Raw genomic sequence first — 24,854 nt, forward strand, 5'->3', positions numbered from 1 at the left:
TTGCGCTACCCCCGTTCGCGCAACCGCTCCTCGGCCGGCCCGCGTCGTCGGCAGCCCGCGAACGTCACCCGCCCGCGGTCGATCCCCCGCTCACCCGTGAAGTGCCGCCGCAGCCGCCGCACAATCCGCCTCCCCGGCGATCCGTACGTACGGCCGCTCGGCGGGCGGGAGTTCGGCGGTGCGGAGGGCGTCCGGGGCCGTGGGGGCTCCCTGGTCGTGCGCGTCCCCGACGAACCACGTGACCTCGGCGTCGGCGTCGGTCACCGGGTCCTGGACGTCCCCGGGGTGCGGCACCTCCGGCCGGACCCGGGTACGGGTGCCGGCCGGCAGGGCCTTGAGGACGGCGGCGGTGGCGGGCAGGGCGGTCTCGTCGGCCCGGAGGAGGACGAGGTCGGTGTCCTTTGGCGGGCGGAGGCGGATCGCGCGGTCGTCGGCGATCGCGGGGCCGGGCAGCAGTACCCGGTCACCGGTGCCGGCGCGGGCGGCCCGGCGGGAGGCCGGGCCCGCCTCGGCGGACGCGCCGGCCTCCTCGGTGACGCCGTGCGGCACGAAGTCGATGCCGGCCTCGGTGGTGTGCCTCCCGGTGTCCGCGCGCAGCTCCCGGAGCGTGTACGAGCGCATCACGGCCCGCACGCCGTCGGGGAGTTCGTGCCGGTCCTGCCACCAGCCTCCCCCACTCCCGACTTCGCTCGAGCGGGGGGACCCCCGTCCCGGCTCGACCGGCACGACCGGCTCGCTCTGCCCCGGATGCGGCAGGGACAGCGACAGGGACCGGTCACGCCCGTCGGAGCGGAAGTCCCGCGGATCGGGGCCCGCGAAGGTGACCCGGACCAGGGACGGGCCGAGCCGCCTCGCCGTCACGACCTGGAGGGCGAGGAAACGGAACGGGGCGGCCACGGCGGTGGTCACGTGCGGCTCCGGGGAGGGAGGGTTTCCGGCGGGCGTGGTCAGCCGACCTTCTCGGCCTTCTCGATGGCCTCGGCGAGGTTGTCGAGCAGCGGCGTGCACTTGTCGTAGGACAGGATCGGCTCGGGCGAGCGGGCGATGACCTGGCCGGCCTTGACCGCGGGGAGCTTCTTCCAGGTCGCCTCGGTGATGTCGGCGGGCTGGATGGTCGAGGCGCGGTCGTCCATGATGATGACGTCGGCCGGGTACTTGTCGACGTTCTCCCAGCTCAGCGTCTCGAACCAGCCGCCGGTCGCCTTCTTGGCCTCCTCCGGGGGCTCCACCAGGTTCACGCCGAGGGACTTGAAGTACTCCAGGTCGATGGAGAAGTTGGAGCCGGAGACGTAGAAGACGTCCTGCGCCGCGGAACCGGCCAGCACCCTGATCTCCGGCCGGGCCTTCGCGGCCTTGCGCAGCCGCTCGGCGGCGGCCTCGAACTTCTTCTTCGCCTCGACGACCTTCGCGGCCTTCATGTCGGCGCCCAGCGATTCGGCCAGCTCGGCCATGCGCCGCAGCGGCTCGGGCAGCTGGAGGTCGTAGACGGAGACGGCCACGCTCGGGGCGAGCTTGGCGATCTTGTCCTTGGATGCCTCGGGTACGTACCAGAGCGTCCCGGCGTCGTCGAACGTCGTGCTGATGAGCACCTCGGGCCCGAAGGCCGCGTACTGCTCGACGTTGAAGCTGTCGAACTTGTTGCCGAAGATTGTCAGCTTGCTGACGTCCATGTCGCCGGCCTGGACGTCGGCCTTGCCGTCCGTCGTCTTCGTCGGCCCGAAGACGCCCTTCACCTCGACGCCGTAGTCGTACAGCGCGGCGGCGACACCGGTGAACGCCACGATCTTCGTCGGGACCCTGTCGAGCTTCACGGTGGTGCCGCGGTCGTCCTTGAAGGACCACGGACCGGACTTGGCGTCGCCGGACCCCGTCGCGTCCGAGCCGCCGCTCTTCGCGTCGTCGTCCCCGCAGGCGGTGAGCACGGCACCGAGTCCAAGGGCGCCACCGGCGGCGAGCAGTCCCCGACGGGAGAAGCGGGCGGTACTGGCGTTCGACATGGGCGGGTCTGCTTTCGTGCGTGCGGGGCCGATGGCCTGAAACGTGATTAGGTTAGCCTAACCTCAAGAGTTCGTCGAAGGTGGCCCTCCTCGTGACGCGGGTCGCGATCCCGCCGGACGGAAGATGATCCTCCCGCCTCGCCGGAGAACCCGGCACCCCGTTCCCGCTGTTCGCCGGTGTCCGCCTGGCGACCGGCGCCGTACCGCATCACCGGCACCACCTCGTGGCCGTCCCGGAGCGCGCCCGGAAGACCGGACCGCGCCGCGTGCCCGGCGCCCTCACCGTGCCGGGGGCCGCCGTCGTCCGTGGCCGGATACCGGTGCACCGTCCGGCCGTGGCCGCCGCCCGCGTACGACGAAGGGCCGTCCCGTCGCCGGCTTCGGCGACGGGACGGCCCCCGGCGGTGTCCGGTCAGTGCGCCCGCTGCTGCCGGTGCAGGCGGTTCGCGCGCTCCCGCCGGGACGGGGCCAGCACGTCCACGGTGGCGCCGGCACCCAGACCGGGCGTGACCTCCCGGACGCGGAACCGGCCGGCGACCTCCCGCACCCGTACGTCGTCCGGGCCGAGGTCGATGTAGAACAGCGACTCGTCGACGCGGTCGTCGTCGCCGCCCCAGCGCACCACGCCCTCGCAGTCGGCGAGGATGTCCCGCACGGTCAGCACCTGCAGCGGGAAGAGCGAACCGCTCGCGCCGGCGCCCGGACGGATCCGCACCGCGGTGCCGGAGGCGAGGTTCGACTCCGGACGGTCCTCGGCCAGACCGCCGATCGGCTGCCAGCCCGCGAGGTCGCCCGGGTGCAGCTGCTCGACCTCGTAGTGGTAGCGCCGGACGACGTGCAGCAGCAGCGCCTCCACGTCGCCGATCCGCACGTCGGCCTCCAGTCCGGTGCCGGACACCGGACGGGTCCACACCGTGGAGACGTGGTTGGCCTCCTTCTCCAGGGACCAGCCGTTCGCCGATGTGGGCGCCTTCTTCCCCGGCGCGGCCACGGGCCCGGTCGTCGCACCGGCCCGGGGGCCGGCCAGGGCGGTGCCGGGGGCGACGAGCCCCGCGGCGACCGCGGCGGTGATCACCCCGGTGGTCTTCACCAGGACTCGTCTCGACATGCCGTTCACGCTGCCGCGCCTCTCGGTGTGCACGTCATTGTTCCCTTCTCACGGTGAGTAGATGATGAGCGCCGTGGTCGGCAGGAAGGTGGCCAGGGCGCTGAGCAGCCAGTAGGTGCGGGGTTCGAGCGGACTGCGGCGCTTGAAGGAACGGTTCACGGACAGCCGGAGCAGGACGTACGGGACGACGGCGACGACCGGCAGCCGGAGCACCATGGGGTCGTCGTCCGCCGGTTCGGGCCCGCCCGCCCAGGGCGACCTGCCACCGTCCGGTCATCGCGACCGGCCCTCCTCCGTCCGCCGCCGCCACTAGGCGCGCGACAACGCGTTGTACTGCTCCAGGACGTTGTACAGACCCATCAGCTCCTGGCCGTACTGCTCGGCGTCCGGACCGGTGCCGTTGTACCGGCCGAGCACGGCCTCCGTGACGTGGACGTTGCCGCTCAGGTCGGGCCGGTCGATGCCGAGCAGCTCCGAGTTCCAGAGCAGCACGTAGGCGACGGTGCGGACGTTGTACTCCTGGTCGTCGTGGAGCTGGTCCCAGACCTTGCGGAGGTCGGTCTTGGAGTTGTAGTCCAGTCCCTCGCCGTTGATGATGCCTTCGCCGATGCAGTAGTTGCGGGCCTTGATGGCGGTCGAGGCGAAGATCTGCCCCCAGCCGGTGCTGCAGTCGTCCATCTGGCCCGCGAGGACCGCCGCGTCGGAGGCGAAGTCGAGCGGGTTGAGCTTGCGCAGCTCCCACAGGACCGGGGCCTGGATGAGCGCCTTGCGCATCCGCAGCGACCGGGCCAGCGAGGTGAACAGCCAGTCCGAGTCCATCACCGCGCCGAACGCCTCGGTGGTGGAGATGCCGCCCAGGGAGGCCCAGTCCTTGTCGGTCCAGCCGTCGCCGCCGGTCTCCGGGACACCGATCGACTCCAGGTACCTCTTCACGTCCTGGAGCATCGGGGCCCGGTAGGCGTCCTTGTCCAGGTTCGTGTCCAGCTCGTTGAGGTCGGCGCCCGGGGCGAAGTCGCTCTGGCCGTAGTCCCGTCCGGACACGATGTTGTTGTCGATCTCGATCGAGCCCGAGCCCGAGCCGACCGTGACGGTGGAGATCTGGTCGAACGCCCAGTTGGTGGGCAGCGGGTAGCCGAGGTTGCCGGAGAAGCCGCTGGACATGTCGGAGACGAAGCTCGCCGCCGCGTAGCCGGCGTCGGCGACGCGCTGGCAGACGTTGCGCGGACCGTAGACGCCGACGCCGTAGCCGGAGTTCTCGCCGATCGTGCGCATGATCCCGCGGAAGTGTGGGATGACGTAGGACGTCACCTCGCCGTCCATCGCGTCGTAGTCGACGGCGAAGTAGATGATGGTGCCGGCCTTGAAACCGTGGTACTTGGCCCACTCGATCGCGCGGAACGCGTCGATGGTGCCCTGGTTGTGGCTGAAGTAGTCCGCGGAGCGGCTCCACGTCTGGAAGATCGGGAAGCAGTTGAGCCCGTACTCCTTGATGGTGGCGAGCTCGCCCGGCTGGATCTGCTTCTCCGGCAGGTCCGTGGCGGAGGGGTTGAAGAGGTAGCGGCCGATGTACTTGTAGCCGGCGTCCTTCAGCGCCTGCGCACGCGCGGGCGTGATCTTGGTGACGCCGTCGCAGGCCGTGCCCTTGCGGGACTGGTCGCCGTAGGAGACGAGCAGCGAGGCCCAGGTCTGGAAGTCGCCCTTGCCGGTCACGGGGAGCTTGCTGAAGGACTGGAAGGTCTCCACGCCGGACTGCACCGTGGAGGTGAAGTTGCCGAAGGGGACGTTCCGCTTGTTCAGGATCATGGCCGCGGTGAAGAGCTGCGCCCAGACGCCGGTGGTGCCGTTCGACACGGTGTGGCTCTTCAGGCCGGACTGGGTGCCCGGTCCGAACACGCCGTTGGCGACGCCGTCCGCCATGCCCAGCTCGTACTGGATCGCGAACAGCATCGACTTGGCCACGTCGCGGGAGTGGTGGCCGTCGCAGGGGATGATGTAGAAGTCCTTGCGCAGGACGTACTTGCCGTTCAGCCACTGCTGGATGGAGCGGATGGTGTCCGATCCGTTGCTGACGGTGACGTAGGCGTCCATGTTGAACAGGCCCTTGACCACCTTGGGCCACAGGGAGCTGCCCGGGTAGGTGCCCGAGACGCCCATGTTCTGGTTGAGCTTCACGACCGCGTCCTTGACCCGGTCGTTGTACTTTCCGTCGATCTCGCCGCCGTCGTAGCCCTTGCAGTACAGGGCGGACTGGATGATGCGGCAGAAGTTGGCCGACGGGACGGTCGTCTCGTCGAGCTTGCCGTACAGCTCCCCCAGCTTCCCGAGGGTGGTCGGGCCGAAGGAGTTGGACAGGGAGGTGATGCCCATCTCGTACTGGAGCGCCCGGGTCAGGGCGTACATCACGGGCCAGCCGGTCTGGCCGTTCTCCTCCAGCTTGCCTATGCCCAGGGTCGCGCCGTTGTTGTACGTGGTGTTGATGAATCTCTGGGCGCGAAGCACCATTTCGTCAGCCATGGATCCGTCTTCTCCTGTCGGTCCGGCACGGAGCGGGCCCGGTGGGGCCCGCCGGTCATGAGGTCGTTCGTGGCCTGTGCGGCTGCGTCGGGCGCGGCACCGTCCGCCCGGCCGTGAGCGGTGACGGCGCGCGGGGCGTGCGACGGCCGCGGGTGCGCGGCCGCTCGACGGCGGGGCAGCCCTTCAGGGGGTGCGGGTCAGTGGAACGTCCGCCACCGGATCGTGGCGCGGCACTGTGGAACAGGTCCCCCCGAGTGTCCGTGCACGCCGCCCCGTACGGCGGCATGCGCTGCTGGAAGCTGTCGCGCGGACCCGGATACGCCCCCCTCGGCTCTGTGCCCGGCGCACCGGTCGCGTGCTCCGTGGCAACGTTCGTGATCTTTCTTTTCCCCTGACGGCCGGTCAAGTCCGCTATGGACGGACTGTGTTGTTCCGGGAGCGGAGGAGGGGAGTTCGTGATGGAACCGTGACCGAAAGGGAATGGAGATCGTGCACAACCCCGAGGCCGTCTCGGGTGTCGCGGAGGCGCGACGCCTCCTCGTCGACCGGGCGGTACGGGCGCCCGCACACGCCGGCCGGCCCCGCGCCGAAGGGCGCGGGGCCGGTGTCCGTCAGGGCCCGGGCGGGCGGCGGGTCAGCCCGCCAGACCCAGCTCCCGGGCGATCAGCATCCGCTGGACCTCGCTCGTGCCCTCACCGATCTCCAGGATCTTCGAGTCGCGCCACATACGGGCCACCGGGTACTCGTTCATGAAGCCGTAGCCGCCATGGATCTGGGTGGCGTCCCGGGCGTTGTCCACGGCGACCGTGGACGAGTACAGCTTGGCCAGGGCCGCCTCCTTCTTGAACGGCTCGCCGGCCACCAGACGGCTGGCCGCGTCGCGCCAGGCGAGGCGGGCCGTGTGGGCCTTCATCTCCATGTCGGCGATCTTGAACTGGATCGCCTGGTTGGCGCCGATCGGCCGGCCGAAGGCGTGCCGCTCCTTGGCGTACTTCACCGACTCGTCCACACAGCCCTGCGCCAGACCCGTGCCCAGCGCGGCGATGGCGATGCGGCCCTCGTCCAGGATGCGCAGGAACTGCGCGTAACCGCGGCCCTCCTCGCCGAGGAGGTTGGCGGCCGGGACGCGGACGTCGGCGAAGGACAGCTCACGCGTGTCCGAGGCGTTCCAGCCGACCTTCGAGTACGGGGCCGCCACGGTGAAGCCCGGCGTGCCCGACGGGACGACGATCGCCGAGATCAGCGGCCTGCCGTCGGGCTTGCGGCCGGTCACCGCGGTGACCGTGACCAACCCGGTGATGTCCGTGCCCGAGTTGGTGATGAAGCACTTGGTGCCGTTGATGACCCACTCGTTCGTCGACTCGTCCAGCCGGGCCGTCGTACGGGTCGCGCCCGCGTCGCTGCCGCCGTCCGGCTCGGTCAGACCGAACGCGCCGAGGATCTCGCCCGAGCACAGCCGGGGGAGCCACTCGCGCTTCTGCGCCTCGGTGCCGAAGAGATGGAGCGGCATCGCGCCCAGGGAGACGCCCGCCTCCAGGGTGATGGCCACCGAGGAGTCGACCCGCGCCAGCTCCTCCAGGGCCACGCCGAGCGCGAAGTAGTCCCCGCCCATGCCGCCGTACTCCTCCGGGAACGGCAGCCCGAAGAGGCCCATCCGGCCCATCTCCCGCACGATCTCGTACGGGAACTCGTGCCGCTCGTAGAAGTCACCGATCTTCGGCGCCACCACATCGTGTGCGAACTCCTCGACCGTGCGGCGGAGTTCTTCCAGTTCGGGGGAGAGCTTGTGGTCCATGGTCCTTCACGACTCCTGGTGGGAGAGGGCTCGTACGGTGCGGGACGGGCTGGGTCGGCCCAGGTGGGCGGCCATCCAGACGCTTGTGGCGACCAGACGGCCGAGATCGACCCCGGTGTCGATGCCGAGGCCCCGCAGCATCCACACGAGGTCCTCGGTGGCGAGATTGCCGGTGGCGGACTTGGCGTACGGGCAGCCGCCGAGACCGCCGGCCGAGGCGTCGACCGTGGTGACGCCCTGCTGGAGCGCGGCCAGCGTGTTGGACAGCGCCTGGCCGTAGGTGTCGTGGAAGTGCACGCCGAGCGCGGACACGGGGACGTCCGCCTCGGTGAGCGCGGTGAGCAGGGCCGTCACATGGCCCGGGGTCGCCACCCCGATGGTGTCGCCCAGGCTCAGCTCGTCACAGCCCATGTCCAGCAGGGCCCGGCAGACCTTCACCACCTGCGGGACCGGTACCGCGCCCTCCCACGGGTCGCCGAAGCACATCGACAGGTAACCGCGGACGTGGACGTCCTCCGCCTTCGCCCGCCGCACCACCGGCTCGAACATGGCCAGCGCCCCGTCCACCGTGCGGTTGAGGTTGGCCTTGGCGAAGGACTCCGTGGCGCTGGCGAACACCGCCACCCGCCGGGCGCCCAGCGCCAGCGCGCGGTCCAGGCCGCGCTCGTTCGGCACCAGCACCGGCAGCGACACCGGCAGGCCGGCCACGGCCGGGTACAGCTCCTCGGCGTCCGCCAGCTGGGGCACCCACGTGGGGTGCACGAAGCTCGTCGCCTCGATGGTGCTCAGACCGGTCCCGGCCAGGCGGCGGACGAACTCCGCCTTGACGGCCGTCGGGACGGTCGCCTTCTCGTTCTGCAGTCCGTCGCGCGCGCCCACCTCGTGGATGCGGACCCGCGCGGGCAGTCCCCCGGCCGGTACGGCCATGGGCAGGCCCAGTTCCGGGGCGTTCATGCCGTCTCCTCCTCCACGGGTGCGATCACGGCCAGCACCTGGTCCATGGCGACCGTCGTGCCAGGGGCCACGTCCAGTTCGGTGACCGTGCCGGCGTGCGGGGCGGAGATGACGTGCTCCATCTTCATCGCCTCCACCACCAGCAGGCTCTGGCCGGCGGCCACCTCGTCGCCGACGGCGACCTTCACCACCGTCACCGTGCCCGGCATCGGCGCGGTCAGCGAGTCGGCGCCCGCCCGGCCGGCGCGGGTGAGGGACGCGGCGACCGGGTCGTGGTCACGCACGTGCCAGGCGTCGCCGTCGCGGCCCAGCCAGGTGCCGTCCGCCACGGTGGCGAAGGTGTGGGTGACGCCGTCGAGTGCGAACGTGAACCGGTCCTCGCCCCGTACGCCCGCGGACCCCCGCAGCGGGACGTCGGCCCCGGGCAGCAGCAGTTCCGTACCGCCGTCCGGTGTGCTGCGCACGCGCACGGTCACCGGGTCGTGGCCCGGCACCCGCAGGTGATGTGCCGTCCACGCCCGCTCACCGCCCATGCGCCAGCCGTCGGCGGCGTCGAACGGATCGGCCCAGCCGGACCTGCCGGCGGACCGGCCGAGGGAGGCCTGGCGCAGCAGCGCCGCCGCCGCGTACGCCTCCGCCGGCACCCCGTCCGGTACGAGCCCGTCCACCTCACGCTCGACCAGCCCCGTGTCCAGCTCGCCCGACACCACGGCCGGATGCGCCAGCAGCCGCCGCAGGAACCCGGCGTTGGTCTGCACGCCCAGCGTCACCGTCCCCGCGAGCGCCGCCCGGAGCCCGCGCAGCGCACTCGCCCGGTCGGGGCCGTACGCGATCACCTTGGACAGCATCGGGTCGTAGAGGCTGCCGACCTCCGTGCCCTCGCTCAGCCCGGAGTCGGTGCGCACCCCGTCGCCCTGCGGTTCGCGCAGCCTCAGCACCGTGCCCCCGGAGGGGAGGAAGCCTCGCGCGGGGTCCTCGGCGCAGACGCGGGCCTCCACCGCGTGACCGGTCAGCGTGATGTCCTCCTGCCCGAAGCCGAGCGGCTCGCCCGCCGCCACCCGCAGCTGCCACTCCACCAGGTCGAGCCCGGTGATCAGCTCGGTGACCGGGTGCTCCACCTGGAGGCGGGTGTTCATCTCCATGAAGTAGTACGACGACGGGTCGGTGCCCGGGACGATGAACTCCACCGTGCCCGCGCCCCGGTAGCCGCAGGAGCGGGCCGCCTGGACCGCCGCCTCGCCCATCGCGGCCCGGGTCTCCTCGTCGAGGAGCACACTGGGCGCCTCCTCGATGATCTTCTGGTGGCGGCGCTGCAGCGAGCACTCGCGCTCCCCCAGGTGCACGACGCCTCCGTGGCCGTCGGCCAGCACCTGGATCTCGATGTGCCGGGGGCGGTCGATCCACCGCTCGACCAGCAGGGTGTCGTCACCGAAGGAGGCGCGGGCCTCGCGCCGCGCGGCGGCGATCTCGTCGGCCAGCCGCGCCGCGTCCCGCACCAGGCGCATGCCCTTGCCGCCACCGCCGGCCGACGGCTTCAGCAGCACCGGCATGCCGATCCCCCGGGCCGCGTCGGCGAGCTGCTCGTCCGTGAGGCCGCTGCCGCTGGAGCCGGGGACCACCGGCACCCCGGCCGCCTGCACCGTCTCCTTCGCGCGGATCTTGTCGCCCATCAGGGCGATCGCGTCCGCCGGGGGTCCGATGAACACCAGCCCCGCCTGGGCGCACGCCCGCGCGAAGGCGGCGTTCTCGGCGAGGAAGCCGTACCCGGGGTGGACCGCCTGCGCGCCGCTGCGGGCGGCGGCCCGAAGCAGCCGCTCCACCGACAGGTAGCTCTCCGAGGCCGCCGCCGGTCCGATCCGTACGGCCGTGTCGGCCTCCCGGACGTGCCGGGCGTCGGCGTCCGCGTCGGAGTACACGGCCACCGAGCGCACGCCCGTCGACCGCAGCGTGCGGATGACGCGGACCGCGATCTCGCCCCGGTTGGCCACAAGCACTGTCTCGAACATCTTCGTCCGTCCCCTCACATCCGGAAGACGCCGAACTGGGGATCGCCCAGTGGCGCGTTGGCGCACGCGGTCAGGGCCAGGCCCAGGACCTGCCGGGTCTCCATCGGGTCGATCACGCCGTCGTCCCAGAGGCGGGCCGTCGCGTAGTAGGCGTTCCCCTGACGCTCGTACTGAGCACGGATCGGGGCCTTGAAAGCGTCCTCGTCCTCCGCCGCCCACTCCTCGCCGCGCCCCTGAAGCTGGTCCCGCTTCACGGTCGCGAGGACCGAGGCGGCCTGCTCACCGCCCATGACCGAGATCTTGGCGTTGGGCCACATCCACAGGAACCGGGGCGAGTACGCCCGCCCGCACATCGAGTAGTTGCCCGCCCCGTACGACCCGCCGACCACCACCGTCAGCTTCGGCACCCGTGTGCAGGCGACCGCCGTGACCATCTTGGCGCCGTGCTTGGCGATACCGCCCGCCTCGTAGTCCCGGCCCACCATGAAGCCCGAGATGTTCTGCAGGAACACCAGCGGGATGCCGCGCTGGTCGCACAGCTCGATGAAGTGGGCGCCCTTCTGCGCCGACTCGGAGAACAGGATGCCGTTGTTGGCGACGATGCCCACCGGGTGGCCGTGGATCCGGGCGAAGCCGGTGATCAGGGTCTGCCCGAACTCCGACTTGAACTCGGCGAAACGGGAGCCGTCGGTGATGCGCGCGATGACCTCGCGTACGTCGTACGGCGTGCGGGAGTCGACCGGCACCGCCCCGTACAGCCCCGCCGGGTCCACCTTGGGCTCGACCGCCGGCTCCACCCGCCAGGGCAGGGAGCCCCGCGCGGGCAGCGTGGACACGATGGTGCGGACGATCCGCAGCGCGTGCGCGTCGTCCTCCGCGAGGTGGTCGGTCACGCCCGACACCCGCGAGTGGACCTCGCCGCCGCCCAGCTCCTCCGCCGTGACCACCTCACCGGTGGCCGCCTTCACCAGCGGCGGGCCGCCCAGGAAGATCGTGCCCTGATTGCGGACGATCACCGCCTCGTCGCTCATCGCCGGGACGTACGCCCCGCCCGCCGTGCACGAGCCGAGCACCGCCGCGATCTGCGGGATGCCGGCGCCGGACATCCGGGCCTGGTTGTAGAAGATCCGCCCGAAGTGGTCCCGGTCCGGGAACACCTCGTCCTGCATCGGCAGGAAGGCACCGCCCGAGTCCACCAGGTAGACGCAGGGGAGCCGGTTGTCGAGCGCCACCTCCTGCGCGCGCAGGTGCTTCTTCACCGTCATCGGGTAGTACGTGCCGCCCTTGACGGTGGCGTCGTTGGCCACGACCACGCACTCCCGGCCGCTCACCCGCCCGATCCCGGCGATCACGCCGGCCGCCGGGGCCTGCCCCTCGTACATCCCGTCGGCCGCCAGCGGGGCCAGCTCCAGGAAGGGCGATCCGGGGTCGAGGAGCGTGTCCACGCGCTCGCGCGGGAGCAGCTTCCCCCGCGCGGTGTGCCGTGCCCGCGCCCGCTCGCCGCCGCCGAGCGCCGCCGCGGCCAGCTTGCCGCGCAGCTCCTCGACGAGCGCGCGGTGCGCCTCCTCGTTGGCCCGAAAGGCCTCCGACGCGGGATCGGCCGCGCTGTGAAGCTCCGGTGCCTCATGCATCCTGCGGGTCCCCTCACCTTGTTAATGAGCGTTAACGCATTTCCTCCAGGTTAACGACCGCTAACCTCCCTGTCTAGAATCGTCTTCATGGCCACCAGAACCGACGCCCCCACCCGCCGCGAGCAGATCCTCAAGGAGGCCGCGCGGCTCTTCGCCGAACGCGGCTTCCACGGCGTCGGGGTCGACGAGATAGGCGCCGCGGTCGGCATCAGCGGCCCCGGGCTCTACCGGCACTTCGCGGGCAAGGACGCGATGCTCGCGGAACTGCTGGTGGGGATCAGCGGGCAGCTGCTGACCGGCGCGAAGCGGCGCCTGGAGGAGGCCGACGGGGTCGCGGCCCCCGAGACGGTCCTCGACTCGCTGATCGAGGGGCACATCGACTTCGCGCTCGACGACCGCCCCCTCATCACCCTGCACGACCGTGAGCTGGACCGCCTCCGGGACACCGACCGCAAGCTGGTCCGCCAGCTGCAGCGGCAGTACGTCGAGCTGTGGGTGGGGGTGGTCCGCGAGCTGTACCCGGAGCTGGCCGAACCGGCCGCCCGCTCGGCGGTCCACTCGGTGTTCGGCCTGCTCAACTCCACCCCGCACCTGACCCGCCCCGGCTCCCTGCCCGGCCGGGCCGGCACCGCCGAGCTGCTGCACCGGATGGCCCGGGGGGCCTTCGCGGCGGCGGGCTCGCGATGACCCCGGCGGAGTGACGAGCGTTACGGGGCCTCCGCTCTGGACGGCTGTGGATACTCGCCGGTACCTTTGATCTGAGCAAGCGCTTAGACATGCCCAGGTACTGGAGGTGGCGGACAGTGCGCCGTACGGTTTTCAACGAGGATCACGAGGCGTTCCGGGAGACCATCCGCGCCTTCATCGAGGCCGAGGTCGTCCCCGTCTACGACGAGTGGTTCGCGGCGGGCCAGGCGCCCCGCGACTTCTACTACAAGCTCGGTGAGCTGGGCATCTTCGGCATCAGCGTGCCCGAGGAGTTCGGCGGCGCGGGCATGGACACCCACAAGTTCGAGGCCGTCCTCTACGAGGAGACCGCCCGCGCGGGCGTCCAGTTCGGCGGCTCCGGCGTGCACGTGCTGCTCGCCCTGCCCTACCTCAAGATGCTGGCCACCGACGAGCAGAAGAAGCGCTTCCTGCCGAAGTTCGTCTCCGGCGAGGAGATGTGGGCCATCGCGATGACCGAGCCGGGCACCGGCTCCGACCTCGCGGGCATGAAGACCACCGCCAAGCTCAGCGAGGACGGCACGCACTACGTCCTCAACGGCGCCAAGACCTTCATCACCGGCGGTGTGCACGCCGACAAGGTGATCGTCTGCGCCCGCACCGCCGCCCCGACGGCCGAGGACCGCCGCCACGGCATCTCCCTGTTCGCCGTCGACACCAAGTCCGAGGGCTACTCGGTGGGCCGCAAGCTCGACAAGCTCGGCCTGAAGACCTCCGACACCGCCGAGCTGGCGTTCGTCGACGTCAAGGTGCCCGTCGAGGACCTGCTCGGCGAGGAGAACAAGGGCTTCTCCTACCTCGGCCACAACCTCGCCTCCGAGCGCTGGGGCATCGCCTTCGGCGCCTACGCGCAGGCCAAGGCCGCCGTCCGGTTCGCCAAGCAGTACGTGCAGGAACGCACCGTCTTCGGCAAGCCGGTCGCCCACTTCCAGAACACCAAGTTCGAGCTGGCCGCCTGCCAGGCCGAGGTGGACGCCGCCGAGGCCGTCGCCGACCGCGCCACCGAGGCCCTGGACGCCGGCGAGCTCACCCCCGCCGAGGCCGCCAGCGCCAAGCTGTTCTGCACCGAGGTCGCGCACCGCGTCATCGACCGCTGCCTCCAGCTGCACGGCGGCTACGGCTACATGAACGAGTACCCGATCGCCCGTCTGTACGCGGACAACCGCGTCAACCGCATCTACGGCGGCACCAGCGAGATCATGAAGTCGATCATCGCCAAGGACATGGGGCTGTAAGGTCCCGGAAATCCCTGCCGTATACAACTGACCCCATGAGTCAGGCACTCCAGGAACTCCTCGATCTGCTCGACCTCGAGCAGATCGAGGAGAACATCTTCCGCGGCCACTCCCGCCCCGCCGTCGTCCCCCGCGTCTTCGGCGGGCAGGTCGCGGCGCAGGCGCTGGTCGCCGCCGGGCGGACCGTCCCCGAGGACCGGCCCGCCCACTCCCTGCACGCGTACTTCCTGCGCCCCGGCGACCCCGGCGCCCCGATCGTCTACACCGTCGACCGGATCCGCGACGGCCGCTCCTTCACCACCCGGCGGGTGGTCGCGGTCCAGCACGGAAAGCCGATCTTCCACCTCTCGGCGTCCTTCCAGACGTACGAGGAGGGCCTGGACCACCAGGAACCGATGCCGCCGTCCCCCGACCCGGCCACGCTGCCCACGTCGCAGGAGCGCCTGCGCGGGTACGCCCACCTCGCGCCCGAGGTCGTGGAGCGCTTCCTTCAGGCACGCGCCGCCGTCGACCTGCGCTACGTCGACGAGCCGCCCTACGGCCGCTTCGGCGAGCCCCGCGAACCCCACTCCCAGGTGTGGTTCCGCACCAACGGCAAGCTCGCGGACGACCCCCTGCTGCACGTCGTCCTCGCCACGTACGTCTCCGACATGACGCTGCTGGACTCCGTCCTCCTCGCCCACGGCCGCGGCGGCTGGGCCGTCGGCGACGTCGTCGGCGCGTCCCTGGACCACGCGATGTGGTTCCACCGCCCGTTCCGCGCCGACGAGTGGCTCCTGTACGACCAGCAGTCCCCGTCGGCCCACGGCGGCCGCGGCCTCGGTCAGGCCCGCATCCACACCCAGGACGGCCGCCTCGCGGTCTCGGTCATCCAGGAGGGCGTGGTCCGGGTCCCGCGCCCCTGAGCCGGCCCCGGACGTCCCCTTCCCCTCCACGTGACGTGCGGAAGCGGCCCCCGCACGTGTCCCGACGCCGTTGGCGAATTCGTCGGACGGCCGCCAGGCACCCGCCCCCGCAACACGATGGGAGCGTTTCTCCCAGCGGAACACCGCGTGGACGGCGTCACTCCGGGAGAACCGCTCCCCTCACCGAACGGCGACGGGATCCGCCGACGGCATCGTGTCCCGCGCGGGGGCCGGACGGCTGTCCGCGTCCCAGGGGACCGTTCCAGGCGGTCGGCATCCGTGCTGGTCAGAGGCCGTTCCAGCGTTCCGGCGTCCCGTGATGGGCGGCTGATGTGGCGGGTGGGACGGATCACGGCACAAGCTGCGGTCATCCCGGCAGCCCGCCGGCCGATCCACCACGTCACACCATGGAGACCACCATGCGTTCACGCCTCACCACCCGCTCCGCCCGTCTGGCCCTGGCCGCCGTCGCCGCGCTCGCCCTCGGCGGCGCCGCCACCGCCACGGCCACCGCCGACAGCGGCCGCTCCACCACCCAGGCCTGCGCGACCAGCGACCTGACCTTCAAGGTCACGTCCAAGACGCAGGCGGGCGGCTACTACCTGATCACCGCCAAGGCCAAGCCCGGCATCATCTGCCACCTGGAAGGCGTGTTCCCCTCCGCCTCCTTCGGCTCCCACCCCGACACCGAGGTCTCGCCCGCCGAGCACAGCGTCAGCGACGACGTCGTCCTCGCCGGCTCCGCCGTCGCCTACGCCGGCATCAGCCCCAAGTCCACCAACAACGACAACGGCGTGCAGTTCGACCGGCTCCACCTCTCGGTCGCCGGCGACGAGGAGAACGCCGTCACGCTCCGCCTCCCCGACACCGCCACGGTCGACCGGCCGATCGCCACCAACTGGCACGCCGACGCCGCCGACGCCGTCCCGTTCCTCAACTGATCCCCGCGTTCACCGGCTGCCCCGTCGGCCGGGCGTGTCCCCCGCGCCCGGCCGACGGGGCGTTTCACCGCGCCAGACCGGCCTCCGCCAGCAGGTACGCGGTCATCGGGTCGTAGTGGCGGGGGCTGGTGACGTGGTCGTCGAGGGGGACCGTGACCTGAACGGTGCCCTCGGACTCGGCGACGAAGAGGGCCGGGTCGTTGCAGTCGGCGTAGCCGACGGAGTCGACGCCGTACTGCCCGGCCGCACCCGCCCAGCCGTGGTCGGCGACGACCAGGTCGGGCAGCGGGCGGCCCTCGCGCTCCAGGGCGGCCAGGATGGCCTTCATCGGCTCACCGGAGTGGGTGTGCCACAGCGTGGCGCCGTGCTCCAGCACCGCCACGTCCGCGAACTGCATCACATAACCCTCGTCCGTGGTCAGCCCGTTCGGGATGACCACGATCTCGCAGCCGGCGGCCCGCAGCGCGGCGGCCGTCGCACGGTGCACGTCCAGCAGCCCGCCCGGGTGACCGGTCGCGAACAGCACCCGCTGCTGCCCCTCCGCCGCCTTGCGCAGCCGCCCGGCCATGCGCTCGATCCCGGCCACGGTCAGCTCCGGGTCGATGGTGTCCTGCCCGTACCGGTGCTCGGGATCGTCGTTGACGCCGACCCGCTCCGCCATCACCGCCAGCACGTCCTGCTCGTCGGTCCAGCGGTCGCCGAGTTCCAGTCCGAGCCAGAAGTGGCGGTCGCCGTTCGCCAGTTTGCGGTAGTGGGAGAGGTTGTTCTCGCGCGGCGTGGCGACATCGCCCGCGATACGCGTGGTGATTAGGTGTTCGACGAGTTCGGCGCGGCTGGGTGTCCCGGGTATCGGCATGCCCCCATTGTGGAGCAGCGGCCCGTGGGCGTCCCTGGCGTATCGCGCGCTGGGACGTGCGTCACGTACTCAGTCGACTCCGTACGGCTACTCAGGTCCTCACGTCCGGCGCAGCGCGAACCACAGCTCCATCCGTACGTCCGGGTCGTCCAGGTCCGCCTCCAGCAGTGCCGCGCACCGCGCGATCCGCTGCCGCACGGTGTTGCGGTGCACCGACAACGCCACCGCCGTACGGTCCCAGCTGCCGTGCAGGGAGAGCCAGGTGCGCAGGGTGTCGGTGAGGGCGGGAGCGGCCGCTATCGGCGCGAGCAGCGACCGGGCGTGGGCGTCCGCGTCGTGCGGCGGGACGAGGTCGGCGAGGGCGGGGCGCTCGCCGTGCCGGAGCAGCGGGGCGCGAGTGGCGCGGGCCCGGGCCAGGGCGCGGGCGGCCTGGATGTCGGCGTCCGGCCAGTCGGGCGGGGCGGCGGCGGTGCTGACGCCGAGGGTCCAGCCCGGCAGCGGCCCCACGGGGCGGTCGGCCGGCACCAGGACGCGTACGGTCTCGCCGGCCGGGTCGACCAGGGGCGAGCCGAGCGCTGTGCCGAGCGCGGAGGCGGCCAGGGGGTCCGGTGCGGTGTGGCCGTCCGGCCGGGCGTGGACCACCTGCCACCGCTCCCCGCCGAGCAGGGGGGCCACGTCCCCGGGCGGACTGCCCAGCAGCAGCCGTACGAGTGCGGAGGAGTGGGCCGCTGCGGTGCCGCTCCGTTGCCGGCCGGTGAGGAGGGAGAGCAGGGCGGCTGCGACGGAGGCGATGGTGTGGTCGCCGGGGGCGCGGTGGGGTGAGGCCACGCCGAGTACGAAGCCCTGCTGTGCGCCCAGGGCGTAGGCGGCGAGGTGGGTGCCGCTGACTGTGTCGCTGGCGGAGGCGGGGGTGGGCGCCGCTTGTCGGTGCTCGCCGGGTGAGGGTTTCACTTGCCGGCGTTTGCCGGGTGCCGCCGCGCCCACCCTCCCCCACTCTCGGCTTCGCTCGAGCGGGGGGACCCCCATCGCCCCAGCGGCACGACTGCCCGCGGCTGCGGCGGCATGACTGCCCGCAGTCGGGGCGGGGGGTCGTACCACCGCGGCCAGGGTGGTCAGGGACTGTCTTGCCTCGGGGGGTGGGGTGGTTCCCGCGGTGGCCAGTTCGGTGGTGTCCGGGGCGAACAACACGGCCCAGCCGCCGGTCCGCTGGGCCAGTTGGTGGAGCACCGGCCGGAGCGGGTCCGGGCGGGCGGCGGCGGTGGCGAGGCTCTGCTGGGCCTCCGTGACCCGGCGCAGCTCCGCCAGCCGGGCCTGCGCCATCAGCTGCCAGACCGCCCGCGCCACCCCCGAGAACGTGGTCCGCGGCGGCACCTCCAGCAACGGCAGACCGTGCATCTCGCAGGCCTCCACCAGCGCCTTGGGCACCGCCTCGTGCACCGGTGCCACGCCGAACCCGAGCGCCGCCCCGCCCGCCGCCATGATCCGCGAGACGTACGCGTCGAAGTACCCCGCGCCCGCCCCCTGAGGGATGTGCGCCCCCGCCGACAGCAGCAGCTCCCCGCCCAGCAGATACGGGTACGGGTCCGCCATCTCCGAGGCGTGCGCCCAGTGCACGACGGTGCCGGGGTCGTCGGGCCCGGCGACCCGGCGCAGGCCGAGGTCCGCGCGGGCCAGCAGGGCCTCCAGGGGCACGGGCGGCGTGGGCGGAACCATGGGGTCCGACATGCTGGACACTTCCTCCATTCCGTGCGGCGGGAATGGATGAAACGTACACTTCGCAGATGCTTTCCGCCCCTCTATGGTCGGGACGGACCGGCAGCCCGCGGGTGCGGGCGGACGCATGAGCCAAGGCGAAGAGCAGGAAAGAAGGCAGTACCCATGAGCAGCAACGAGACGCCCCGCGGCCCCGTCGACTCCTCCCGCGTCCCGCGGTACGCCGGTCCCGCGACCTTCGCCCGGCTGCCGCGTCTCGACGAGGTCGGCCGCGCCGACGTCGCCGTGGTGGGCGTGCCGTTCGACTCGGGCGTCTCCTACCGGCCGGGCGCCCGCTTCGGAGGCAACGCCATCCGTGAGGCGTCCCGGCTGCTGCGCCCCTACAACCCCGCGCAGGACGCCTCCCCCTTCGCCCTCGCCCAGGTCGCGGACGGTGGTGACATCGCCGTGAACCCCTTCGACATCAACGAGGCCGTGGAGACGATCGAGGCCGCCGCCGACGACCTCCTCGGCACCGGCGCCCGCCTGATGACCCTGGGCGGCGACCACACCATCGCCCTGCCGCTGCTCCGCTCCGTCGCCAGGAAGCACGGCCCCGTCGCCCTGCTCCACTTCGACGCCCACCTCGACACCTGGGACACCTACTTCGGCGCCGAGTACACCCACGGCACCCCGTTCCGCCGCGCGGTCGAGGAGGGCATCCTCGACACCTCCGCCCTCTCCCACGTCGGTACCCGCGGCCCGCTCTACGGCAAGCAGGACCTCACCGACGACGAGAAGATGGGCTTCGGCATCGTCACCTCCGCCGACGTCTACCGCCGGGGCGCCGACGAGGTCGCCGACCAGCTGCGGCAGCGCATCGGCGACCGCCCGCTGTACATCTCCATCGACATCGACTGCCTGGACCCGGCCCACGCCCCCGGCACCGGCACCCCCGAGGCCGGCGGCATGACCTCCCGCGAGCTCCTCGAGATCCTGCGCGGACTCGCCTCCTGCAACCTGGTCTCGGCGGACGTCGTCGAGGTGGCGCCCGCGTACGATCACGCCGAGATCACCTCGGTCGCCGCCTCCCACACGGCGTACGAACTGACCACGATCATGTCCCGCCGGATTGCAGAGGCCCGTACGCAGTGACCCACGACCACGACCTGGTGCTCCGCCCGACCGCCGCGCAGACGGAGGCCGCGCTGAATCCTCCCCCCGGCCGCAACGGCGGGGACCTGGTCGTGGAGACCCTGGCCGGGCTCGGCGCGACCACCGTCTTCGGCCTGCCCGGCCGGCACGCCCCCGGCGTGTTCGACGCCCTGCGCCGCTCCGACCTGCGGTACATCGGTCTGCGCGTGGAGAACAACGCCGGTTTCGCGGCGGACGCGTACGGCCGGATCACCGGCGAGGCGGCCCCGCTGCTGCTGTCGGCCGGCCCGGGCGCCCTCACCTCGCTGGCCGCGCTCCAGGAGTCGGCGGCGGCCTCGGCGCCGGTACTGGCGATCTGCAGCCAGGTCCCGACGGCCGGCCTGGGCGGTGGCCGCCACGGCTACCTGCACGAACTCCCCGACCAGTCGGCCGCGTTCCGCGGTGTGGTCAAGTCCGTCCACACGGCCCGTACGCAGTCCCAGATCCCGTCCGTGATCGCGGCGGCCTGGCAGTCGGCGCTGACCGTCCCGCACGGCCCGGTGTGGGTGGAGATCCCGCAGGACGTCCTGCTCGCGGAGACGACCCTGCCCGTGGTGACGGCGATGGACGCCACCCCCGACGAGCTGCCCCCACGCCCCGAACTCACCGCGCTCGCCGCCCACCTGCTGGCGAACGCCGCCCGGCCGGCGATCGTCGCCGGCGGGGGAGTGGTCCGCTCGGACGCCTCCGGCAAGCTGAGGCAGCTCGCCGAGCGGATCCAGGCCCCGGTGGCCACCACCCCCGGCGGCAAGGGCGCCTTCCCCTGGACGCACCCGCTGTCGCTGCGGTCCTGGCTCCAGGACCGCCACACCACCGACTTCCTGGAGGATGCCGACGTCCTGCTGGTCGTCGGCTCCGGTCTCGGCGAACTCTCCTCCGACCGCCACACGTTCAAGCCCCGCGGCCGGGTGATCCAGATCGAGGCCGACCTCGGCAAGCTGGAGTCCAACCACCCGGGCCTCGGCATCCACGCCGACGCCCGCCTCGCGCTCCAGGCGCTCCTGGAGACGGTGGAACCGCGCGAGGACGCGGCGGCTCCCGAGCGGGTACGGGGGGTTCTGGACCGTGTCCGTGAGCGCATCGCCGCCCAGGAACTCGCCCTGGAACAGCAGGTGCTGACAGCGGTCCGCCGCGCCCTGCCCACCGGCTCGCCGTCCTTCTGGGACATGACGACCCTGGCCTACTGGGCCTGGTCCGCGTTCGACGCCATGGGCCCCAACCACCTGCACTCCGCGCAGGGCGCCGGCGGCCTCGGCTACGGCTTCCCGGCCGCCCTCGGCGCGGCGGTCGCCGACCCCACCCGCCCGGTGCTGGCGGTCTCCGGCGACGGCGGCGCCCTGTACTCCGTCGCCGAGCTGGCCACGGCCCGCCAGTACGACCTCGACGTCACCTGGCTGATCGTCGACGACGGCGACCACGGCATCCTGCGCGAGTACATGACCGACGCCTCCGGCGAACCCACGGCGACGGAACCCACCCGCCCCGACTACGTGGCCCTCGCGGAGTCCTTCGGCGTACCGGGTGTGCGCACCAGCCCCGAGACCCTGGAACAGGACCTCGCGAAGGCGCTGTCGACGCCCGGGCCCCAGGTGGTCGTGCTCCCGGCGGTCCTGCGGATGTTCGCGCCGACGCACCTGGACTGAATCCGGCCGGTCAGCAGCCGCCCGGACCCACCCCGTCGATGCGCCCGCCGAAGTCGCCGAGGTAGCGGGAGCGCCAGTCGCCGTTGAAGACGTCCCGCTTCTCGACCGGCTGCCAGTTCACGAAGCAGGCCCGGGTGCTCGCGACGACCGAGCCGACGTGGTCGTGGAGACGGGGCGGCATGTCGCGGTAGCCGCTGCGCGCGGTCCACTCCCAGTAGTCGCCGCCGAAGCCCTCCTTGCTCCAGAAGCACACGGACCCGTCGGGGCAGGAAGGGGGCGCGGCCGGGGCGGCGGACGCCGTGTGGGCGGGCAACAGGAGCGCGGCCAGGGCGAGGACGGCGGCGAGGGACCAGGAACGAGTCTTCACGGAACTCTCCAGCAAGGCGGTCGTGGGGGGGAATGGAACGGCCCCGGCGGGTGTGCCGGGGCCGTTCCATGGTCGCGGCGGGCCGGAGCCGATCGCCCGGCGTCGCCGCTCACACCACCTGATGGAGCGAACCGGAGGCTCGGCGGCGTGCTCCCGCCGAGCGGCGGAGACGTCCGCGCGGGGCGTACGCGCCCGGCGTCACCGGACCGGCTCTCCACGGGTGGCCGACTTCCCCGCACGTGCAGAATGTTGATCATTCGATCGGCTGCGGAGGTGATCCGGTGAGCGATATGTTCCCTGAGGTCGCAGGCTTCCCGGCCGGGCCACCGTCGGACGTGGCCACGAACGGGCCCACGTGAAGGTGTCCGGGCACCGGGAGGACTTCTGGCGGCTGCTGCGGACCGCGCTGCCCGAGTACGAGGAGCGGCGCGCGGACCTGGCGAAGTCCCTGACGGCACCGGGCCCGTCGGTGGTCGTACTCCCCGCCGTGCTGCGGATGTTCGCGCCGGCGCACGGGGAGTGAATCCCCGTGCCGCGAGCGGCCCGGGGCTCTAGGATCGGGGATCGGCCGTAGGGGAGGACCATGGATCCGGAGATCGCCGCACTGGCAGGGACGGCGGGCACGACCGTCGTCACGTTGATGGTGACGAGTGCCTGGGAATCGGCGCGGGACGGCATGGTCGCCCTGTGGCGCCGTTTCCAGCCCGCCAGAGCCGAGAGCGTCGGTGAGGAACTGGACGCAGGCCGTGAGGAACTGCTCCTCGCGCGCCGGGCCGGTGACGCCGAAGCCGAGGCCGAGCTGACCGCCGAGTGGCAGGGCCGCGTACGGCGCCTGCTGCTCGCCCGGCCGGATGTCGCCGACGAACTGCGCAGCCTCCTGGACGAGTTGGCCCCGTCGATGCCGGAGGAACCGGATACACCCCACATCCACCTGCGGGCCCGCGCGTCGGGCAGCGCCCGGGTCTACCAGGCCGGGCGCGACCAGCACATCACCGAACGGTGAGCCTGCCGAGGCCGATGGAGGGCCGCGCCTCGGGCAGCGCCCGGGTCTACCAGACCGGTGGCGACCAGTACATCGAGGAACACGTCCACCACTACGCCCCGGGCTCGGCCCCGCTGTTCGGTCACCCGTGGACGGGCCCGGCCGAACCCCGGGGAACCGCTCCCGACTCCGTCCGCATGCCCCTGGTCGGCCGCGTGCCCGGCGTCCTGCGGGACCGCACCGACCTCATGGAGCGCCTACGGGCCGCTGTGACCGGACCCGGCGGCGGCGTCCAGGTCCTGCACGGCATGGGCGGCTGCGGCAAGACGGCCGTCGCCCACACCCTGTTCACCGAGGCCGTACGGGACCACGGCCGCGTCGGCCTGTGGGTCAACGCCTCCGAACGGGTGTCCCTGCGCGCCGGCATGCTCGCCGTCGCCGGTGACCGCGGTGCCGCCGACGGCGAACTGGCCGCCGCGGCCGGCGGCCGACGCGCCGCGGCCGACCTGGTCTGGCACTACCTGGACCACTCGGCACAACCCTGGCTGCTGGTCCTCGACAACGCCGACGACCCCGGCATCCTGGAGGAAGGCGCCTGGCTGCGCCCGAGCCCCTCGGGGACGGTGCTGGTGACCACCCGCCACGCGACCTCCCCGCTGTGGCGCACGCCGGGGACGAGCAGCCACCGGCTCGGTGTGCTTCCCCTGGAGGACGCGACCCTGGTCCTGCGTGATCTGGCTCCGGACGCGGGTACGCGGGAGTCCGCGCGGAAGGTCGCCCGGCGCCTGGGCTGCCTGCCCCTGGCACTGACCCTGGCCGGGGCACATCTGGCCCACCAGCTGCTGGAGTCGTGGTCCATGGACGAGTACGACCGGAAACTGACCGAGGAGTCGACGGCCCTGGTCGACCGGGGAGCGTCGGCAACCGGCGGAGGACAGTCCCGTCACCTCGTGGGCCGCACGTGGCAGCTGTCGCTGGACAGCCTGGCGGAAGGCGGCCTGCCGGAGGCGACGGCCCTGCTGCGGCTGCTGTCCTTCTGGGCGGCGGACCCCGTGCCGCTGTCGCTGCTGATGCCGGCGGCACAGGGCGGGGCCGGCCTCGAACACCTCGATCCGCCGCTGACCGCCGCCAGGGTCGAACCGGCCCTGCGCGCGCTCCTCGACCACTCGCTGATCGACATGGTCGAGACGGACGGGCACCGCTGTGTGAAGGCCCACGGGGTCCTGCTGGACAGTGTCGCCGCGGGCGTGCCCGACGCGGAGCGCGAGCTGCTGGCGGGAGCGGCGGGCCGGCTGCTGCGGGCGGCACTGCCGCGGGAGGGCGCCGCGTCACCGCGGGCCCGCTCCCAGGTGCGGCTCCTGGCACCGCACGCGACCGGCCTGCTGCACCGGTCCCACCGCCACGGCCTGGTGACGGCGGAATCCGTACGGATCGCGGCGCGCGTCGCGCGGCTGGTGTACGAGGCGGGGGACTGGACCGCCGCGCTGGCCCTGGCCTCCACCGTGGGGAAGACGGCCGCGGAGCACCTGGGGGACGAGAACCCGGCGACCGTCGAGGCCCGGTCGGGTCAGGGCACCGTCCTGTTCAGACTCGGCCGGTACGCCGAAGCCGCCGGCCTCCTGCGGCCGATCCACCAGGGCGCGCTGCGCACGCTCGGACCCCATGACGCGCGCACCCTGGACGCGGCCTACGAACTGCAGCGGGTGCTGCACCGACTGGGTGACCTGACACAAGCCCGTACGCTGCTGGAAGCAGTCCTGGACGGTCGCCGCCACATGCTCGGCGAGGACCACGTCGCCACCCTCAAGACCCGCTGTGAGGTGCTGGAACTCCGCCTCACTCAGGACGAGTTCGATGGTTACACGACGGCGGCAGAGGAGCTGGTGGGGGACTGCGAACGCCGTCTCGGCCCCGACCACCTGGTCACCGTGTGGGCGCGCGACGCACTGGCGCGGGGGCTCCTGCGCTCCGGCCGGGGCGCCGAGGCCGAGGACCTCTTCCGTCGGGTGCTCGCCGGACAGCGGGCCGGGTACGGGGACGACCATCCGCTGGTCCTCGGGGTGCTCATCCAGCTCAGCCGGGCCCAGTACGCGCAGGGCAAGCGGGAGCAGGCCGCCGAGAGCGCGCGCGAGGTGGCCGGGCAGCGGGCCGCGATCCTGGGCGAGGACCATCCCGAGACCGTCGCGGCCCGCGCCTGGGACGCCGAGGTCCGGGCGGTGCCGCCCGCGGGTGGGGCCGCGGGTCCCTGAGACGCGTCGGGCATGAGGGGGTACCGCCCCGGCACCGGCCACCGTGGCAGCCGGTGCCG

The 24,854-nt window shown here is 72.5% G+C and carries 19 protein-coding genes and 2 pseudogenes; 9 read left to right on the plus strand and 12 right to left on the minus strand.

Annotated elements, in window-relative coordinates; translation table 11 throughout:
• Window positions 1–5: 5 nt before the first annotated feature.
• The 9 genes and pseudogenes from ACH4VX_RS19925 to ACH4VX_RS19965 all read right to left on the minus strand — a co-directional run bounded on the left by ACH4VX_RS19925 (window position 6) and on the right by ACH4VX_RS19965 (window position 12,005).
• Window positions 6–909, minus strand: a pseudogene (locus tag ACH4VX_RS19925) (siderophore-interacting protein).
• Between the two features lie 38 nt (window positions 910–947).
• Complete coding sequence (locus ACH4VX_RS19930) at window positions 948–1,997, minus strand: ABC transporter substrate-binding protein (protein ID WP_398368719.1); 1,050 nt, start codon at window positions 1,995–1,997, stop codon at window positions 948–950.
• A 412-nt stretch (window positions 1,998–2,409) separates the two neighbouring features.
• Window positions 2,410–3,105, minus strand: coding sequence for a hypothetical protein (locus ACH4VX_RS19935; RefSeq protein WP_398368720.1), 696 nt, complete (start codon window positions 3,103–3,105; stop codon window positions 2,410–2,412).
• A 48-nt stretch (window positions 3,106–3,153) separates the two neighbouring features.
• On the minus strand, window positions 3,154–3,321 hold the full coding sequence (locus ACH4VX_RS19940) for a hypothetical protein (RefSeq protein WP_398368721.1): 168 nt from the start codon (window positions 3,319–3,321) through the stop codon (window positions 3,154–3,156).
• A 93-nt stretch (window positions 3,322–3,414) separates the two neighbouring features.
• Entirely contained in the window at window positions 3,415–5,619 is a 2,205-nt protein-coding gene (locus ACH4VX_RS19945) for a glycoside hydrolase domain-containing protein (RefSeq protein ID WP_398368722.1), read from the minus strand.
• Window positions 5,620–6,253: 634 nt separating this feature from the next.
• Complete coding sequence (locus tag ACH4VX_RS19950) at window positions 6,254–7,414, minus strand: acyl-CoA dehydrogenase family protein (protein ID WP_398368723.1); 1,161 nt, start codon at window positions 7,412–7,414, stop codon at window positions 6,254–6,256.
• A 6-nt stretch (window positions 7,415–7,420) separates the two neighbouring features.
• Window positions 7,421–8,368 carry a hydroxymethylglutaryl-CoA lyase gene (locus ACH4VX_RS19955; protein WP_398368724.1) on the minus strand — a complete coding sequence of 316 codons (948 nt, stop codon included), beginning with the start codon at window positions 8,366–8,368 and terminating at the stop codon, window positions 7,421–7,423.
• The gene (locus tag ACH4VX_RS19960) at window positions 8,365–10,374 is read right to left on the minus strand and encodes an acetyl/propionyl/methylcrotonyl-CoA carboxylase subunit alpha (protein WP_398368725.1); all 2,010 of its coding nucleotides are present in this window, start codon (window positions 10,372–10,374) and stop codon (window positions 8,365–8,367) included. The genes ACH4VX_RS19955 and ACH4VX_RS19960 overlap by 4 nt, the downstream gene beginning before the upstream one ends.
• A gap of 14 nt (window positions 10,375–10,388) precedes the next feature.
• On the minus strand, window positions 10,389–12,005 hold the full coding sequence (locus ACH4VX_RS19965) for a carboxyl transferase domain-containing protein (protein WP_398368726.1): 1,617 nt from the start codon (window positions 12,003–12,005) through the stop codon (window positions 10,389–10,391).
• Window positions 12,006–12,092: 87 nt separating this feature from the next.
• Between ACH4VX_RS19965 and ACH4VX_RS19970 the strand changes: the two genes are divergently transcribed.
• The 4 genes from ACH4VX_RS19970 to ACH4VX_RS19985 all read left to right on the plus strand — a co-directional run bounded on the left by ACH4VX_RS19970 (window position 12,093) and on the right by ACH4VX_RS19985 (window position 15,812).
• The gene (locus ACH4VX_RS19970) at window positions 12,093–12,692 is read left to right on the plus strand and encodes a TetR/AcrR family transcriptional regulator (RefSeq protein ID WP_398368727.1); all 600 of its coding nucleotides are present in this window, start codon (window positions 12,093–12,095) and stop codon (window positions 12,690–12,692) included.
• 116 nt (window positions 12,693–12,808) lie between these two features.
• Window positions 12,809–13,966: an acyl-CoA dehydrogenase family protein gene (locus tag ACH4VX_RS19975; RefSeq protein WP_398368728.1), complete on the plus strand. Its 1,158-nt coding sequence runs from the start codon at window positions 12,809–12,811 to the stop codon at window positions 13,964–13,966.
• A gap of 35 nt (window positions 13,967–14,001) precedes the next feature.
• The gene (locus tag ACH4VX_RS19980) at window positions 14,002–14,871 is read left to right on the plus strand and encodes an acyl-CoA thioesterase (protein WP_398368729.1); all 870 of its coding nucleotides are present in this window, start codon (window positions 14,002–14,004) and stop codon (window positions 14,869–14,871) included.
• A gap of 419 nt (window positions 14,872–15,290) precedes the next feature.
• Window positions 15,291–15,812 (plus strand): DUF4232 domain-containing protein, encoded by a 522-nt coding sequence (locus tag ACH4VX_RS19985; protein ID WP_398368730.1) that lies wholly within the window; start codon window positions 15,291–15,293, stop codon window positions 15,810–15,812.
• A 64-nt stretch (window positions 15,813–15,876) separates the two neighbouring features.
• Here ACH4VX_RS19985 and ACH4VX_RS19990 read toward each other — a convergent pair whose 3' ends face one another.
• On the minus strand, window positions 15,877–16,668 hold the full coding sequence (locus ACH4VX_RS19990) for a phosphatase (RefSeq protein ID WP_398368731.1): 792 nt from the start codon (window positions 16,666–16,668) through the stop codon (window positions 15,877–15,879).
• A 99-nt stretch (window positions 16,669–16,767) separates the two neighbouring features.
• Window positions 16,768–18,393: a helix-turn-helix domain-containing protein gene (locus ACH4VX_RS19995; protein ID WP_398368732.1), complete on the minus strand. Its 1,626-nt coding sequence runs from the start codon at window positions 18,391–18,393 to the stop codon at window positions 16,768–16,770.
• A 153-nt stretch (window positions 18,394–18,546) separates the two neighbouring features.
• Between ACH4VX_RS19995 and speB the strand changes: the two genes are divergently transcribed.
• Together speB and ACH4VX_RS20005 are read left to right on the plus strand one after the other, a co-directional pair.
• Window positions 18,547–19,515 (plus strand): agmatinase, encoded by a 969-nt coding sequence (gene speB, locus ACH4VX_RS20000; protein WP_398368733.1) that lies wholly within the window; start codon window positions 18,547–18,549, stop codon window positions 19,513–19,515.
• Window positions 19,512–21,197 (plus strand): thiamine pyrophosphate-binding protein, encoded by a 1,686-nt coding sequence (locus tag ACH4VX_RS20005; protein ID WP_398368734.1) that lies wholly within the window; start codon window positions 19,512–19,514, stop codon window positions 21,195–21,197. The genes speB and ACH4VX_RS20005 overlap by 4 nt, the downstream gene beginning before the upstream one ends.
• Window positions 21,198–21,207: 10 nt before the next feature.
• Here the strand turns inward: ACH4VX_RS20005 and ACH4VX_RS20010 are convergent, their stop codons facing one another.
• Window positions 21,208–21,564, minus strand: a complete 357-nt coding sequence (locus tag ACH4VX_RS20010; RefSeq protein WP_398368735.1) for a peptidase inhibitor family I36 protein — start codon at window positions 21,562–21,564, stop codon at window positions 21,208–21,210.
• A 352-nt stretch (window positions 21,565–21,916) separates the two neighbouring features.
• On the opposite strand from ACH4VX_RS20010, the pseudogene ACH4VX_RS20015 reads away from it, so the two are divergent.
• The 3 genes and pseudogenes from ACH4VX_RS20015 to ACH4VX_RS20025 form a co-directional block, all read left to right on the plus strand.
• A pseudogene (locus ACH4VX_RS20015) lies at window positions 21,917–22,087 on the plus strand (hypothetical protein); the annotation flags it as partial.
• 60 nt (window positions 22,088–22,147) lie between these two features.
• On the plus strand, window positions 22,148–22,567 hold the full coding sequence (locus tag ACH4VX_RS20020) for a hypothetical protein (RefSeq protein ID WP_398368736.1): 420 nt from the start codon (window positions 22,148–22,150) through the stop codon (window positions 22,565–22,567).
• Window positions 22,564–24,795, plus strand: a complete 2,232-nt coding sequence (locus ACH4VX_RS20025; RefSeq protein WP_398368737.1) for a tetratricopeptide repeat protein — start codon at window positions 22,564–22,566, stop codon at window positions 24,793–24,795. Before ACH4VX_RS20020 ends, ACH4VX_RS20025 begins: the two co-directional genes overlap by 4 nt.
• The last annotated feature ends 59 nt before the right edge of the window (window positions 24,796–24,854 follow it).

This window comes from Streptomyces sp. NPDC020731 (assembly GCF_044334705.1).
Classification (GTDB): Bacteria; Actinomycetota; Actinomycetes; order Streptomycetales; family Streptomycetaceae; genus Streptomyces.